We start from the raw sequence: 14,367 nt of genomic DNA, 5'->3' as shown, positions 1-14,367 counted from the left end.
AAACCGAATTCGTCATGCAGGCACATTATTTCCGCTCCATCCGTTTGCCTTGGAACCGACTGCGCGTTAGTTCCTTCGACAGATGCCCAACAACAGGCCAGATCCGGTGACAACGCTGACCCTTGATCCTCCGGTGCTTCTGGCACCCATGGCCGGAATTACCGACCTGCCGTTTCGCCAGCTTGTTGCGTCATTCGGCGCGGGTCTGGTGGTGAGCGAGATGGTGGCAAGTCAGGAAATGGTGCAGGCTGCGCCCGGGATGCGGGCCAAGGCCGAACTGGGCTTCGGCGTTGCCAACACGGCGGTGCAACTGGCAGGCCGCGAGGCATATTGGATGGCCGAGGCGGCGCGTATGGTCGCCGACAACGGTGCGCGGATCATCGACATCAACATGGGATGCCCGGCCAAACGGGTGACCTCGGGGCTGTCAGGGTCGGCGCTGATGCGCGATCTGGATCACGCGCTGACGCTGATTGATGCGGTGGTGGCCGCAGTTGATGTGCCGGTGACACTGAAAACCCGGTTGGGCTGGGACGATTGCAGGCTGAACGCGCCCGAACTGGCCCGGCGGGCACAGGATGCGGGGATTCAAATGATCACGATCCACGGGCGTACCCGCTGCCAGTTCTATAAGGGCGCGGCGGATTGGGCGGCAATTGCGGCAGTGAAACGGGCGGTGACAATCCCGGTGATCGCGAATGGTGACATCTGCACGCCAATTGATGCGGGCCGCGCGCTGGCGCTTTCGGGCTGTGATGGCGTGATGGTCGGGCGTGGTGCGCGGGGGCGGCCATGGCTGTTGGCGCAGGTGGCGGCAAAGCTCTATGGCAGGCCGGAACAAAAGGTGCCGCAAGGTGCGGCCCTGACCGATATGATATCGGCACATTACGAGGCAATGGTGTCGTTCTATGGCACGGTCCTTGGATCAAAGGTGGCGCGCAAGCATTTGGGATGGTTCATGGATCACGCCGAAACGCCCGCCGATCTGCGGCGCCGCGTTCTGACCGCTGACACCCCCAAGCGGGTCATCGCATTGCTGCCCGATGCGATGGATATGGCGCCGGTGCTGGCCGCATGACCGCTCTTTTTGAAACGCTCTGGGCCTCGTTGCCGGTCCCTGCGGTGCTTCTCGGCCCCGATGATGTGATCACGCAGGTCAATCCGGCGGCCGAACAGTTTCTCAACGCCTCGTCCCGGTCTTTGGTGGGCGCACTGGTGTTTGACCGGCTGGTCATCGACACCCCCGTCAAGCAGGCATTCAGCCGAGTTCGCCAGAATCACGCCGCGCTGTTTATCAACAATGTGGACGCGGGCTCTGAAAAACGTCCGCCGGTGCAGTGCAACATGCAGATCGCTCCGGTGACCGGTATGCCGGATTATATTCTTATCCTGATCGAGCCCCGCCAGATGGCCGACCGGTTAGGCCGCTCGCACCTTACGAAATCCTCTGCCCGGTCGGCCATTGGCATGGCTGAAATGCTGGCCCATGAGATCAAGAACCCGCTGGCCGGGATCACGGGCGCGGCGCAACTGCTGTCGATGGGCATGTCGGGTGGCGATCTGGAGCTGACCGAGTTGATCGTTGCAGAAAGCCGCCGCATTGTCGCCTTGCTGGATCAGGTCGAACAGTTCGGCAATCTGCGCCCACCGGTTGCGCACGCGATCAATGTGCATGATCTGTTGGACCGGGCGCGTAAATCCGCAATGGTGGGGTTTGCCGCGCATATGCATATCGCACAGGATTACGACCCGTCGCTGCCGCTTACTTTTGTCGATGAAGACCAGATGTTGCAGGTGTTCCTGAACCTGATCCGCAACGCGACCGAGGCCGCGGGGGTCAAGGGCGGGCGGATCACACTGCGCACCTTTTTCGATCTGTCGCTGCGCCTGCGCCGCAAGGACGGCAGTGACGGGGCATTGCCGTTGCAGGTTGAAATCATCGATGATGGCCCCGGTCTGCCACCCGACCTGGAAGCCGATATCTTCGAACCCTTCGTTTCGGGGCGCGAGAACGGCACCGGCTTGGGTCTGGCGCTGGTGTCCAAGATCGTCAACGACCACAACGGCTGGATCAGCGTCGACTCGGAGCCCGGGCGCACGGTGTTCCGCATATCTCTGCCCGTCGCGCCTTGTCAGTCGCGGCGCGCGAAGATCCCGTGATATGATCCGCTTTTTCCGGCACCTCGACAGACTGTCAAAGGACTGAACCATGGATGGCACCGTACTTGTCGCCGATGACGACCGCACGATCCGCACAGTCCTGACCCAGGCGCTGACCCGGGCAGGCTGCAAGGTGCATGCCACATCCTCGATGGTGACGCTGATGCGCTGGGTCGAAGAGGGAAAGGGTGATCTGGTGATTTCGGATGTCATCATGCCCGACGGCAACGGGCTTGAGGCGCTGCCGAGGATCGCGCTTGAACGTCCCGGCCTGCCGGTGATCGTGATTTCCGCTCAGAACACGATCATGACAGCGATCAAGGCCGCCGAGGCGGACGCCTTTGATTACCTTCCCAAACCTTTCGACCTGCCCGATCTGTTGAAACGCGCGGCGCGGGCGCTGGACATCAAGCGACGCGTCAAGGCTCCGGAATCGAAAGGCCCGGCCAAACCCGCCGACGATCTGCCGCTGGTCGGACGCACCCCGGCCATGCAGGAATTGTACCGGCTGGTCGCGCGCGTGCTGAACGCCGATCTTTCGGTGCTGATCACGGGCGAATCGGGCACCGGCAAATCGCTGATCGCGCGAGCAATTCACGATTTCTCTGACCGCCGTTCGCTGCCCTTCGTGGTGGCCGGTGCCACCGATCTGTCGGCCACGGATGGGCCGGCGACAATGATCGCCCGGGCGCGCGGCGGATCGATCCTGTTCGATGAAGTCGGCGATCTGAATGAGGAAACCCAAGGCAATGTCGTGCGGATGCTGGACCGGCTGGGCGATAATGCGCCGCGCATCCTGGCCGCCACGCAAACCGATCTGGCGGCGCGCATGGACGCCGGGGCGTTTCGCCGGGATCTTTTCTATCGCATTGGCGGGGTGACGGTCGCCGTGCCGACGCTGCGCGAACGGGTCGATGACATTCCTCTGCTGGCGGCCTATTTCCTGCAACGCGCCGAAAGTGACGGCCTGCCCGCGCGGCAGTTTTCCGACCGGGCGCAACACCTGATTCGCAGCTATAGCTGGCCGGGCAACGTGCGACAGCTGGAAAATACCGTGCGCAGCATCGCGATCACCGGCAGTCAGGCGACCATCGGCGACGACGAGGCGCAGGCGGCGCTGGCCAATCAGCCCGCAATGGTCAGTGCGCCCGTCACCCCGGGCGAAAAACTGTCAGGGGCGGTCGCCAAGCACTTGAAACGATACTTTGATCTGCACGGTGGCAGCCTGCCGCCATCGGGTCTGCACCAGCGGATTCTGAAAGAGGTCGAAGGGCCGTTAATCGAAATTGCACTGGATGCGACGGGCGGAAATCAGGCTAAATGCGCCGAACTTCTGGGCATCAACCGAAATACATTGCGCAAAAAGATCACCGACCTTGAAATCCGCGTGACACGGCGCCGCAAATTGATGTAAAACCGCAACATAATGGTGGCCGTTCGGTATCAGGCCGAACAGAGACCACCAGATAGAGCGGTACGTCGCGCAAAGCGACACATGATTTGGGAGTATGCCCGTGAGCCTGCCCGTTACGGGGCGCGTCCGCATGGCCACCTGGGAACGCCTTGTGCGTCTCAGGCGACAAAAGCGGCTGCAGAACCTCGCGACCTTCGGTCTGGTGGTTCTGGGGCCGGTGCTGACGCTTGCCACTTTTCTGGTTCTCGGCCCGCTGGATGGCGGCGGATCGGCGCTGTCGCTGCGGTTGGTGCTGCTGGCCGATCTTGTCTATGTGATTGTGGTTGCCGCTCTGGTGCTTGGAGCACTGGCGCGAATGGTGGCGGCACGGCGGGCGCAATCGGCGGGATCGCGGCTGCACCTGCGGCTGACCGGAGTGTTTGCGCTGATCGCGCTGGTGCCGACAGTGACGGTGGCGATCTTTGCCGGGCTGACGGTGAATGTCGGGCTTGAGGGCTGGTTTTCCGAACGGGTGCGCGATGTGGTCGGGGCCTCGCTTTCGGCAGCCGAGGCCTATGAGGACGAACAGCGGCAGGATTTGCGCACCGATACCGATGTGCTGGCCGAATTCCTGTCGTCGCTGCAACGCGAGAGTTTTCAGGTGTCGGACGGCGAAATGCGTCAGGTGCTGGCGCAGGCACAGGTCCGGATTCAACGCGGGTTGCGCGAAGCCTTTGTGATCGACAGTAACGGTGAAATTCGCGCCCGGGGTGAGGGGTCATATCTTTTCGACTTTGAAAAACCCGACGCTCGTGACATTGAACGTGCGGCCAAGGGTGAAACGGTGGTCATCGAGGATTGGGCGCAGAACGAATTCCGCGCTCTGAAACGGCTGGGTGGGATCGGCAACCGATATCTGTACGTCAGTCGCGATGTTGACGGAGAAATTCTGGCCCTGTTGGACGACACGCAGGAAACCGTGCGTCTTTACAATCAGTTGGAAAGCGAACGCGGCCGAATCCTGTTCGAGTTCGGACTGTTGTACCTTGGGTTCGCCGTGATCCTGATTCTCGCGGCGATCTGGCTGGGGCTTTGGTTTGCCGAACGTCTTTCAGGGCCGATCGGACGGCTGGCGGGCGCGGCACAGCGGGTCGGGGCCGGAGATATGGATGTGCGCGTGCGCGAAGAAGATGGCGACGACGAAATCGCCGTTCTGGGCCGCATGTTCAACCAGATGACGAAACAGCTCAAAGGTCAGCGCGATACGTTGCTGGCCACCAATGAGCAGATCGACCGACGCAGGCGGTTGTTCGATTCGGTACTGTCTTCGGTGACGGCGGGGCTGGTGGGGCTGGATTCCAAGGGCTGTGTGACCTTTGTGAACCGGTCTGCCGAGCGGTTGTTGAATCTGGACGGGAGCGAGGGACAGAAGGTGGCGCTGGCGGTTGCTGTGCCCGAATTCGGCCCGCTGTTCGAACGGTTGCGCAATGCACGCCGCACCGAGGTGGCACAGGAGGAAATCAAGGTCAGCCGGGGTGGCGCACTGGAAAGCCTGCTGGTGCGCGTGTCCACCCGCCGATCGGAATCGGGCAAGCTCGAGGGGTATGTCGTGGCCTTTGACGACGTGACTGATCTGGTTGCGGCACAACGGATGGCGGCCTGGGGCGACGTGGCCCGGCGCATCGCCCATGAAATCAAGAACCCGCTGACCCCGATTCAGCTCTCTGCTGAACGCATCAAGCGCAAATTCTCCCGTCAGATGAACGAAGAAGACGCGGCCTCGCTCGCCAATTACACCGATGTGATCGTGCGTCAGACCAACGATCTGCGCCGCATCGTTGATGAATTTTCCAAGTTCGCGCGTATGCCCGAACCGGAACGCCGCACCCATGACATCGCCCGGTTGCTGCGCGATGCCGTCACGTTGCAAGAGGCGGGACAAGAGGCGGACCGGACGGGTATCAAATTTACCTCGGACATCCCGCAAGGGGCGGTAATGGCCGATTTCGACGCGACAATGATCAGTCAGGCCGTGACGAATCTGATCAAGAACGCCGGTGAAGCGATTGAAAGCCTTAACGAAAAAGGCAAGCCAGAAGGCCACGTGCCCGAAGTGCGGGTGACAATGACGTTCGATCCGGGTGACATTCACATCACCATCGAAGACAACGGGATCGGCCTGCCCGAAGATCGCACGCGGCTGTTCGAACCCTATGTGACGACACGCGCCCAGGGCACCGGCCTTGGCCTGCCGATCGTCAAGAAGATCATCGAAGAACATGGCGGCACTCTGATTTTGAGTGACGCCCAACCGTTCGGAAACGACCCCCATCGCGGGGCTCGGGCCGACATAAGATTGCCCCGTCTGGTCGATCAGGACACGGGCAAGCAACACGAGGTGGCAGTATGACGAAAGGAGATTCCAAATGGGCGACATTCTGATCGTAGACGACGAAAGGGACATTCGAGAATTGATCTCGGACATCCTGAAAGACGAAGGCTATACGACCCGGATGGCCGGAAATTCGGACGATTGTCTGGCCGAGATCGCGAAAGAACTCCCTTCGCTGATGATCCTCGATATCTGGCTGAAAGACAGCCAGATGGACGGGATCGACATCCTGAAGGCGACCAAGCGCGATCATCCCGGCGTGCCTATCATCATTATCTCGGGCCATGGCAACGTGGAAATTGCCGTCGCGGCGATCAAGCAGGGCGCCTATGACTTCATCGAAAAGCCGTTCAACATCGATCAGTTGACCATGGTTATCGGCCGCGCGATGGAGACTAGCCGCCTGCGCCGGGAAAACACCGAGCTGAAGCGGCGCGATGGCACGGTTTCCGAAATGATTGGTGCAAGTTCGGCGTTCAAGACGTTGAAATCAAACCTCGACAAGGTGACGAAAAGCAACGGCCGCGTGATGTTGACCGGTCCGGCGGGCAGCGGCAAAGAAGTCGCCGCGCGCTATATCCACGCAAATTCGAACCGCGCCGCGGCACCCTTTGTCACCGTTTCCTCGGCGACGATCGAACCTGATCGCATGGAAGACGTGCTGTTTGGCCGGGAAAGCGCCGAGCGGGGCATAGAACCCGGGCTGCTGGAACAGGCCGACGGCGGCATTTTGTTCTTTGACGAGGTGGCCGACATGCCGCCCGGCACCCAGAGCAAGATCCTGCGCGTGCTGGTCGATCAGTCCTTTGCCCGCGTCGGCGGGGCCGAAAAGATCCGCGTGGACATGCGGGTGATTTCGTCGACCAACCGTGATCTGGCGTCCGAGATCAAGGCCGGGCGTTTCCGCCAAGAGCTGTTTCACCGTCTGGCGGTGGTGCCGATCGCCGTTCCGTCGATGGATGACCGGCGCGAGGATATTCCCGAACTGGCCGAACATTTCATCGCGGGCTTCAACAAGACCCAAGGCTTGCCCCTGCGTCGGCTCAGCGACGAAGCGGTTGCCCTGCTGCAAACAATGCTGTGGCCGGGCAATGTGCGACAGTTGAAGAACGTGATTGAACGGGTGCTGATCCTTGGTGCCGACAAGGGCGATATCGCGGCGTCCGAACTGCCCGGAACCGAATCCTCGCCCGATGAAGACGGTCGTGTGGTTCTGTCGGGGTCGCTGGCCACGCTGCCGCTGCGCGAGGCGCGCGAACTGTTCGAAAGGGAGTATCTGCTGACCCAGATCAATCGGTTCGGCGGCAACATCAGCCGCACGGCGACCTTCGTGGGGATGGAGCGCAGCGCGCTGCACCGCAAGCTGAAGTCGCTGAATGTGGTCACATCGTCAAAGATGGGCAACCGGATCGCCCATATCGAGGACGCAGAGGCGGACGGCTGAACCATGCCCTTTGCCGACCGGTTCGCCACCGTGCAGGGTCGGCGCACCGGCTATGTCGATGAGGGGCCGCGCGATGGATTCCCGGTCCTGCTGCTCCATGGCGGCGGGTTCGATCATGCGGAACTGACCTGGCGGTTGACGGTGCGCGATTTGCGGCACCGGCTGCGCATGGTGGTGCCCGATCTGCCAGGATACGGCGAAAGCGAAGGGTTCGATGGACCCCATTCGCTGGCCGATCTTGGAGCGTGGCTGGTCGATTTCATGGATATCGTGGGGATTGCACAGGCTGATGTGGCGGGGGTGTCCATGGGCGGTGGCATGGCGCTGTGGGTGGCGCTGGAACACCCCGACCGTATCAGGCGGGTTGTGCCCGTGGGGGCTTACGGGCTGACGGATCGGCTGCCGTTTCACGCAATCAGCGCGCGGGCGGCCCGCGCCGGAGTCCTTGGGTTGGTCTATGCCGCGGCAAAGAACAGCACGTTGGCGCGGATCGGTCTGGGCGCCAGCTATGGCAACCGGCTGCGGGTTACGGACACGGCGGTGGCCGAACTGCGCGCGGTGGCGCGCGATCAGGCGCGGCGGCGGACATTCGATGGGTTTCTGGCGGCAGAACTGACGCCTGAGGGGCTGCGCGGTGATTTGACGGCACGTCTGCCGGGGTTGCAGCAGCCGGTGCTGTTCATCCATGGCAGTGCCGACCGGGTGGTCCCCCTGCGCCACGCCCGGAGCGCGGCGGCGCTGATTCCGAATGCGCGGCTTGAGGTGATGGAGACCGGCCACTGGCCGATGCGCGAACGCGCCGACCTGTTCAATCCGATGCTTCTGCGGTTCCTGACCGTTCAGGGTGTTCCCGCGCGGGACGCGGGCACTGTGGCGACAAAGACGTAACCCTGATCGGGCGAACGCGCCGCACAGACATTGCCGGTCAGCGGCGGCAGAACCTGCGGCGCCCGGGCCACGGCCTCTTTCGCCACAGCGGGTGTGCAGGCGGGCACCGAAACCTTGCGATATCCCTTGTCGATCATGCATTGCGCCGCAACCCGTTTGCGCAACCCGGCATTGGCATCGACGGTATAGATCTCGCCGCCGAACACCTGAGGCGCCGACGTGACGCAGACCTGTTCGCTGTTGCAGACCGTTTCTCCGGGTACCACCCTAAGGGGCGTCGTGCGCACCCTTTTGTCGGGCGGGACTGAATTCACCGCCAGCACGTCGCAACCGGTCTGGTCGGCATTCAGCCGCGCCACGCTTTGGCCATCGCGGTAATATCCCGAATAGGGCGCGCAGGCCGATATCAGCACCGGCGCAAGGAGAAGCAGGGACAGCGGCGTTCGGTTTTGCATTGCTTCCTCGGTTTTCTGTTGCCATGACTGCGCTTCAACGGCGCAGGGTGATCCAGGTTGCACTCTGATGGTGCGAGGGTCACACCGAACCCGGCAATTGTCCACACGGCATGCCCTTTGGCAATCCGACAGGAGAACGACATGAAGGTCATCATCTGCGGTGCGGGGCAGGTCGGCTGGCAGATCGCGCGCCACCTTGCGGGCGAAAAGAACGACGTGACCGTGGTCGACAACAACGCCGATCTGGTGCGCCGCGCCACCGACACGCTGGATGTGCAGGGGGTCGCGGGTTTCGCCTCCTATCCCGATGTGCTGGACCGGGCGGGGGCGCGGGACGCCGACATGCTGATTGCCGCGACCCATTCGGACGAGGTGAACATGGTGACCTGTCAGGTCGCCCATTCCGTGTTTTCGGTGCCGCGCAAGATCGCGCGCCTGCGCTCGCAAAGCTATCTCGACGCACTGTATTCCGATCTTTACCGGCGCGATCACATGCCCATCGATGTGGTGATCAGCCCCGAACGTGAAGTGGCCGATGCCGCGCTGCGCCGGCTGGCGGCACCCGTTGCCTTTGACACTCAGGCGTTTCTGGGCGGCATGACCCAACTTGTCGGCATCGCGCTGGACGCGGATTGCCCGGTTCTGAACACGCCGCTGCGCCAGCTGACCGACCTGTTTTCGACCCTGCGCGCCCTTGTCGTGGGGGTGCGGCGCAACGGAGTGCTGTTCGCGCCGGATGCCGGTGACCAACTGTTCGCCGAGGATCAGATCTATGTGCTGGCGCACCGCGACGATGTAAAACGCACGCTGGAGATCTTTGGTAAATCCTTTGCCCAACAGCGCCGCGTTGTCATCATCGGAGGGGGCAACGTCGGGCTGGCGGTTGCCACTGCTCTGGAAAAACGCACCGACCGGGTGCGCGTCAAGATCATCGAGCGCTCGCGCCCGATCGCCGAACGCGCGGCAGACATGCTGGAGCGTACCATTGTTCTGCACGGCGACGGGCTGAACATGGAACTGCTGACCGAGGCCAGCATCAGCAAGGCCGATGCGGTGCTCTGCGTGACCGACGACGATAAGGTCAACGTTCTGGCCGGGGTCCGGGCGAAATCGGCGGGGTGCAAGATGGCGATCTGTCTGGTGAACGATCCGACGCTGCAATCCCTGATGGGGCCGCTGAACATCGACGCTTTCGTCAATCCGCGATCCACCACGGTGTCGTCAATCCTGCGCCATATCCGTCAGGGGCGGGTGCGCGGCGTTTATTCCATCGGGGATGCCGAGGCCGAGGTGATCGAGGCGCAGGTGCTTTCAACCTCGCCGATCTCGGGGCAACTGATCCGCGACATCGCGTTCCCGGAAGGTGTACTTGTGGGCGCGGTGCAAAAGGGCGATCAGGTGATCACTCCAAACGGCAAGACGCGGGTTGAAGAGGGCGACCTGATCGTGCTGTTCGCCATGTCCGGCGACGTGCCCGAGGTCGAGCGGCTGTTTCAGGTCAGCATCGACTTTTTCTGAGTCACGGAAAGGGAAACGGCGATGGAACGCCTGCTGATCCGCCTGCCGTTCATCGTGATCCTTCTGGGGATCGCGACTCTGGCCATGGTCGTGCCCGCGATACACGCCTATATCCTGCGCGACCTGTCCGTGGCGCGGGCGTTCTTTTATTCCTTTGTGCTGTTCTCGATCATGGTTGTGCTGATCGCCATTGCAACGAATGGCATGGTCGTGCGCCGCCGGGCGCGGGGATATCTCATCGCGATCGTCGTCGCGTTTACCGTCGTGCCCGCGCTTATGGCCGTGCCGTTCTACGAGGCCTTGGGCACCACGGCCTTCACCAGCGCATGGTTCGAGATGATTTCATCGATGACCACGACCGGCACCACCCTGTACGAACCTGCGCGCCTGCCCGACACTCTTCACCTGTGGCGCGCCATGGTCGGCTGGCTTGGCGGGTTTCTGGTCTGGGTGACGGCGGTGGCGATCATCGCGCCGATGAACCTCGGCGGATTCGAGGTGCTGTCAGGCGAACAGATCGGCGAAGGAACCGGTGTCGGCGCCGCGCAGATCACCCGCGTCGCCGATGGCTCGGAACGGCTGGTCCGGTTCACCGCCCGGTTGGCGCCTGTCTATGCCGGGCTTACGGCGCTGCTGTGGATCGGGCTGTATATCGCGGGCGAAACACCGCTGGCCGCCGTCTGCCGCGCCATGTCGACGCTGGCAACCAGTGGAATCACCACCGGGCAGGGCGGTGAAGGTGGCATTCCGGCGGAAATGCTGGTCTTTGTGTTCCTGTTCTTTGCCGTCTCGCGCCTGACCTTTTCCTCCGAGGGCACGATCCGTGGCAACCGCAACCTGCTGCGCGATCCGGAAATGCAGATGGGACTGATCTGTGTCACCATCCTGCCGCTTTTCCTGTTTCTGCGCCACTGGATTGGCGCGTTTGAGGTCGAAGACCAGATGACCGGCTCCGCTGCCTTGCGGGCGCTGTGGGGGGCGGTGTTCACCACGATGTCGTTTCTGACGACCACAGGATATGAGAGCGCCGACTGGGACACGGCGCGCAATTGGTCAGGGTTGGAGACGCCCGGTCTGGTACTGATGGCGCTGGCGCTGATCGGCGGCGGGGTGGCGACCACGGCGGGCGGCGTCAAACTTCTCAGGATCTATGCACTTTATAAACATGGTGTGCGCGAGTTGGAAAAGCTGGTGCACCCCACATCGGTCGGCGGTGCCGGATCGGCGGCGCGGCGGATCCGGCGCGAGGGCGCTTATGTCGCCTGGGTGTTCTTCATGCTGTTCGCGCTGTCGATCGCTTTGGTGATGGTGGCATTCTCGCTGACCGGTCTGCCGTTCGAAACGGTGACGGTGCTGACCCTGGCCGCCCTGACAACCACCGGGCCACTGGTCGATCTGGCAGCCTCAAGCCCGATTATGATGATCGAGCTCAGCGGGGTGGCCAAGACGATCTTTGCCGCCGCCATGGTGCTGGGCCGGATGGAGACACTGGCCCTGATTGCGCTGTTGAATCCCGATTTCTGGCGTCGATAGGCACAATCAACCCTAAGTGGCGGCTTTGATCCTATTTTCACTGGAATAATCCGCCGCGCCGCTCCATATAGGACGGGTTTGAAACATGCCGGACACAAAGGTCTGGCCAATAAGAACAGGATGGACTGGACAATGGCTGGCGACAGACAAAACCTGCAGGATGCGTTTCTCAATCATGTTCGCAAGACCAAGGTTCCGGTCACGATATTTCTGATCAACGGTGTGAAACTTCAGGGCGTTATCACATGGTTCGACAACTTCTGCGTGCTTCTGCGCCGTGACGGGCAATCGCAACTGGTGTACAAACATGCAATTTCCACCATCATGCCGTCGACGCCGATCAGTCTTTATGACGGTGAAGACTGATCATGGATGAAACCCATGCTCAGGCGATGCGCGCCTGGGTTCTGCATCCCGAGCTGAAATCCGACCGTGATCGGCGCGATCCGGATATCGCGCTGGCCGAAGGGCTGGCGCTGGCCGCCGCTCTGCCCGGTCTGGAGGTGATCGGTGGTGACGTGGTGCGTCTGCCCAAATTGCAACCCGGCAAGCTGTTCGGCAAAGGCAAGATCGCCGAGATCAAGGCCATGCTCGAGGCGAACGAGATCGGACTGGTGCTGATCGACGGACCGGTCACCCCGGTTCAGCAGCGCAATCTGGAAAAGGAATGGCAGGTCAAACTGCTGGACCGCACCGGGCTGATTCTCGAGATTTTCTCGGATCGCGCCCGCACGCGCGAAGGTGTGCTGCAGGTGGAAATGGCCGCCTTGTCCTATCAACGCACACGCCTTGTGCGAGCCTGGACTCACCTGGAGCGGCAACGCGGCGGGGTCGGATTTGTCGGCGGGCCGGGGGAGACCCAGATCGAGTCCGACCGGCGTGCCATCGACGATCATATCGTCCGGCTGAAGAAACAACTGGCCAAGGTGGTCAAGACCCGCAAACTGCACCGCGCATCCCGCGCCAAGGTGCCGTTTCCGGTCGTCGCGCTGGTCGGCTATACCAACGCCGGAAAATCGACGCTGTTCAACCGCATGACCGGGGCCGATGTGATGGCCGAGGACATGTTGTTCGCGACGCTGGACCCCACGATGCGCGGTGTCGAGCTGCCATCGGGGAAAAAGGTAATCCTGTCGGACACTGTCGGATTCATCTCGAGCCTGCCGACGCAACTGGTTGCCGCCTTCCGCGCCACGCTGGAAGAAGTGTTGAGCGCCGACCTGATCCTGCACGTTCGCGACATCAGCCATCCGAACACGGAAGAACAGGCTCGTGATGTGGCGACGATCCTCAAGGACCTTGGCGTCGGCGAGGAAACCCCACTTCTGGAACTGCTGAACAAGACCGACGCGCTTTCGGATGATGCGCGCGCGGCGCTTGATACCCGGGTAGAACGGCATGACGGCGTGCTGGCAATCTCTGCGCTGACCGGGGCCGGTCTCGATGAACTCTATGCCGCCATCGCGGCCAACCTCGACGATGTGCGCACTCACCGCGATCTGAGGCTTACCTTCGCCGATGGACGCAAGCGCGCCTGGCTGCACGATCAGGGCGTGGTCGAGTCTGAAACCCAGACCGACGAAGGTTTCACCCTAGCCGTACACTGGACGGCCCGTCAGGAGCATCGCTTCAGAGCCATGTGATCTGGATCAGCGTCGGAGCCTCCGGCGGGAGTATTTGGACAAAGAAGAAGCCGGTTTCTTCTTTGTATAAATACTCACAACGCAATGGCCGCAGACAGATACACCGATCATTGCTGCCACTCCGGTGGCCGCTTTGCCAGAAAAGCCGCGATGCCTTCGGCGGTGTCGTCGCGCTGCATGTTGGTCACCATGGTCTGAGCGGTGTGCGCATAGGCGCCGGCGAGGTCGAGTTCCAGTTGTTCATAGAACGCCCGCTTGCCGACCCTGACGGCGCTGCCCAGTTTTGCCGCAACGATTTCGGCCAGGGCGGCGGTCTCGCTTGCCAGAGTGTCGGCGGGTACCGCGCGGTTGATCAGCCCCAGTTCGGCGGCGCGGGCGGCGGTTATGAACGCGCCTGTCGTCAGCATCTCGAAAGCTTGTTTCCGGGGGATATTGCGCGACAGGGCAACCATGGGTGTCGAGCAGAATAAACCGATGTTCACACCGTTCACGCCGAACCGGCAATCCTCGGCTGCCAGCGCCATGTCGCAACTCGCAACCAGTTGGCATCCGGCTGCGGTGGCGATGCCGTGCACCTGGGCGATCACCGGCTGAGGCAGGCGGGGAATCGACTGCATCACCGCAGAACAGCGCGCGAACAGGTCCGCCCAGGCTTCGGCGCCGCCGTCGGGCATCTGGCGGGCGCGGGTCATTTCTTTCAGGTCATGCCCGGCGCAGAAAGCCTTGCCTGTCCCTTTCAACACGATCACCCGAATAGCGGTATCTGTCTCCAGCGCGGCAAAAGCCGCTGCCAGCGCTGCCAGCATCGCATCGGACAGCGCGTTCAGGTTGTCAGGTGAATTCATCGTCAGATGTGCCACCGCCCCGATGTCATGTCTTTCAAGGATCGTCATCTTGCCCTCCGGCCGGTTTTAACGGACCTTACCGAGGAACGGGCCGGG

At 62.0% G+C, this 14,367-nt stretch carries 12 protein-coding genes; 10 read left to right on the top strand and 2 right to left on the bottom strand.

Annotated features, from left to right (window positions below):
* Positions 1 to 106 precede the first annotated feature (106 nt).
* The 6 genes from dusB (at position 107) to FQ320_RS07725 (ending at position 8,277) form a co-directional block, all read left to right on the top strand.
* Positions 107 to 1,078, top strand: a complete 972-nt coding sequence (gene dusB / locus FQ320_RS07750) for a tRNA dihydrouridine synthase DusB (protein WP_255509414.1) — start codon at positions 107 to 109, stop codon at positions 1,076 to 1,078.
* Complete coding sequence (locus tag FQ320_RS07745; RefSeq protein ID WP_148471149.1) at positions 1,075 to 2,160, top strand: nitrogen regulation protein NR(II); 1,086 nt, start codon at positions 1,075 to 1,077, stop codon at positions 2,158 to 2,160. The genes dusB and FQ320_RS07745 overlap by 4 nt, the downstream gene beginning before the upstream one ends.
* 49 nt (positions 2,161 to 2,209) lie before the next feature.
* Positions 2,210 to 3,574 (top strand): response regulator, encoded by a 1,365-nt coding sequence (locus FQ320_RS07740; protein ID WP_148471148.1) that lies wholly within the window; start codon positions 2,210 to 2,212, stop codon positions 3,572 to 3,574.
* 94 nt (positions 3,575 to 3,668) lie between these two features.
* Positions 3,669 to 5,963 carry a PAS domain-containing sensor histidine kinase gene (locus FQ320_RS07735; RefSeq protein ID WP_148471147.1) on the top strand — a complete coding sequence of 765 codons (2,295 nt, stop codon included), beginning with the start codon at positions 3,669 to 3,671 and terminating at the stop codon, positions 5,961 to 5,963.
* Between the two features lie 16 nt (positions 5,964 to 5,979).
* Positions 5,980 to 7,389, top strand: a complete 1,410-nt coding sequence (locus FQ320_RS07730; protein ID WP_148471146.1) for a sigma-54 dependent transcriptional regulator — start codon at positions 5,980 to 5,982, stop codon at positions 7,387 to 7,389.
* Positions 7,390 to 7,392: 3 nt separating this feature from the next.
* A complete protein-coding gene (locus FQ320_RS07725) occupies positions 7,393 to 8,277 on the top strand; it encodes an alpha/beta fold hydrolase (protein WP_148471145.1) in 885 nt (294 codons plus the stop codon).
* On the opposite strand, the gene FQ320_RS07720 is transcribed toward FQ320_RS07725, so the two are convergent.
* On the bottom strand, positions 8,229 to 8,732 hold the full coding sequence (locus tag FQ320_RS07720; protein ID WP_148471144.1) for a hypothetical protein: 504 nt from the start codon (positions 8,730 to 8,732) through the stop codon (positions 8,229 to 8,231). The two genes, FQ320_RS07725 and FQ320_RS07720, sit on opposite strands and share 49 nt — an antisense overlap.
* Positions 8,733 to 8,873: 141 nt before the next feature.
* Between FQ320_RS07720 and trkA the strand changes: the two genes are divergently transcribed.
* The 4 genes from trkA (at position 8,874) to hflX (ending at position 13,426) form a co-directional block, all read left to right on the top strand.
* The gene (trkA, locus tag FQ320_RS07715) at positions 8,874 to 10,250 is read left to right on the top strand and encodes a Trk system potassium transporter TrkA (protein ID WP_148471143.1); all 1,377 of its coding nucleotides are present in this window, start codon (positions 8,874 to 8,876) and stop codon (positions 10,248 to 10,250) included.
* 21 nt (positions 10,251 to 10,271) lie between these two features.
* Positions 10,272 to 11,783 (top strand): TrkH family potassium uptake protein, encoded by a 1,512-nt coding sequence (locus FQ320_RS07710; protein WP_148471142.1) that lies wholly within the window; start codon positions 10,272 to 10,274, stop codon positions 11,781 to 11,783.
* Positions 11,784 to 11,915: 132 nt separating this feature from the next.
* The gene (gene hfq / locus FQ320_RS07705) at positions 11,916 to 12,149 is read left to right on the top strand and encodes an RNA chaperone Hfq (RefSeq protein ID WP_148471141.1); all 234 of its coding nucleotides are present in this window, start codon (positions 11,916 to 11,918) and stop codon (positions 12,147 to 12,149) included.
* 2 nt (positions 12,150 to 12,151) lie between these two features.
* Positions 12,152 to 13,426, top strand: a complete 1,275-nt coding sequence (gene hflX, locus FQ320_RS07700; RefSeq protein WP_187393815.1) for a GTPase HflX — start codon at positions 12,152 to 12,154, stop codon at positions 13,424 to 13,426.
* Between the two features lie 107 nt (positions 13,427 to 13,533).
* On the opposite strand, the gene FQ320_RS07695 is transcribed toward hflX, so the two are convergent.
* Positions 13,534 to 14,319 (bottom strand): enoyl-CoA hydratase, encoded by a 786-nt coding sequence (locus FQ320_RS07695; RefSeq protein WP_148471140.1) that lies wholly within the window; start codon positions 14,317 to 14,319, stop codon positions 13,534 to 13,536.
* Positions 14,320 to 14,367 lie beyond the last annotated feature (48 nt).

This window comes from Oceaniovalibus sp. ACAM 378, assembly GCF_008085915.1.
In the GTDB taxonomy this organism is placed as follows: domain Bacteria; phylum Pseudomonadota; class Alphaproteobacteria; order Rhodobacterales; family Rhodobacteraceae; genus Oceaniglobus.
This window is presented reverse-complemented; position numbering and strand designations above follow the sequence as displayed.

Excerpts from the sequence above, each read along its gene's own strand:
- FQ320_RS07745 (WP_148471149.1), top strand. The coding sequence starts at position 1,075 with ATGACCGCTCTTTTTGAAACGCTCTGGGCCTCGTTGCCGGTCCCTGCG.
- FQ320_RS07740 (WP_148471148.1), top strand. The coding sequence starts at position 2,210 with ATGGATGGCACCGTACTTGTCGCCGATGACGACCGCACGATCCGCACA.
- FQ320_RS07735 (WP_148471147.1), top strand. The coding sequence starts at position 3,669 with ATGCCCGTGAGCCTGCCCGTTACGGGGCGCGTCCGCATGGCCACCTGG.
- FQ320_RS07730 (WP_148471146.1), top strand. The coding sequence starts at position 5,980 with ATGGGCGACATTCTGATCGTAGACGACGAAAGGGACATTCGAGAATTG.
- FQ320_RS07725 (WP_148471145.1), top strand. The coding sequence starts at position 7,393 with ATGCCCTTTGCCGACCGGTTCGCCACCGTGCAGGGTCGGCGCACCGGC.
- FQ320_RS07720 (WP_148471144.1), bottom strand. The coding sequence starts at position 8,732 with ATGCAAAACCGAACGCCGCTGTCCCTGCTTCTCCTTGCGCCGGTGCTG.
- trkA (WP_148471143.1), top strand. The coding sequence starts at position 8,874 with ATGAAGGTCATCATCTGCGGTGCGGGGCAGGTCGGCTGGCAGATCGCG.
- FQ320_RS07710 (WP_148471142.1), top strand. The coding sequence starts at position 10,272 with ATGGAACGCCTGCTGATCCGCCTGCCGTTCATCGTGATCCTTCTGGGG.
- hfq (WP_148471141.1), top strand. The coding sequence starts at position 11,916 with ATGGCTGGCGACAGACAAAACCTGCAGGATGCGTTTCTCAATCATGTT.
- hflX (WP_187393815.1), top strand. The coding sequence starts at position 12,152 with ATGGATGAAACCCATGCTCAGGCGATGCGCGCCTGGGTTCTGCATCCC.
- FQ320_RS07695 (WP_148471140.1), bottom strand. The coding sequence starts at position 14,319 with ATGACGATCCTTGAAAGACATGACATCGGGGCGGTGGCACATCTGACG.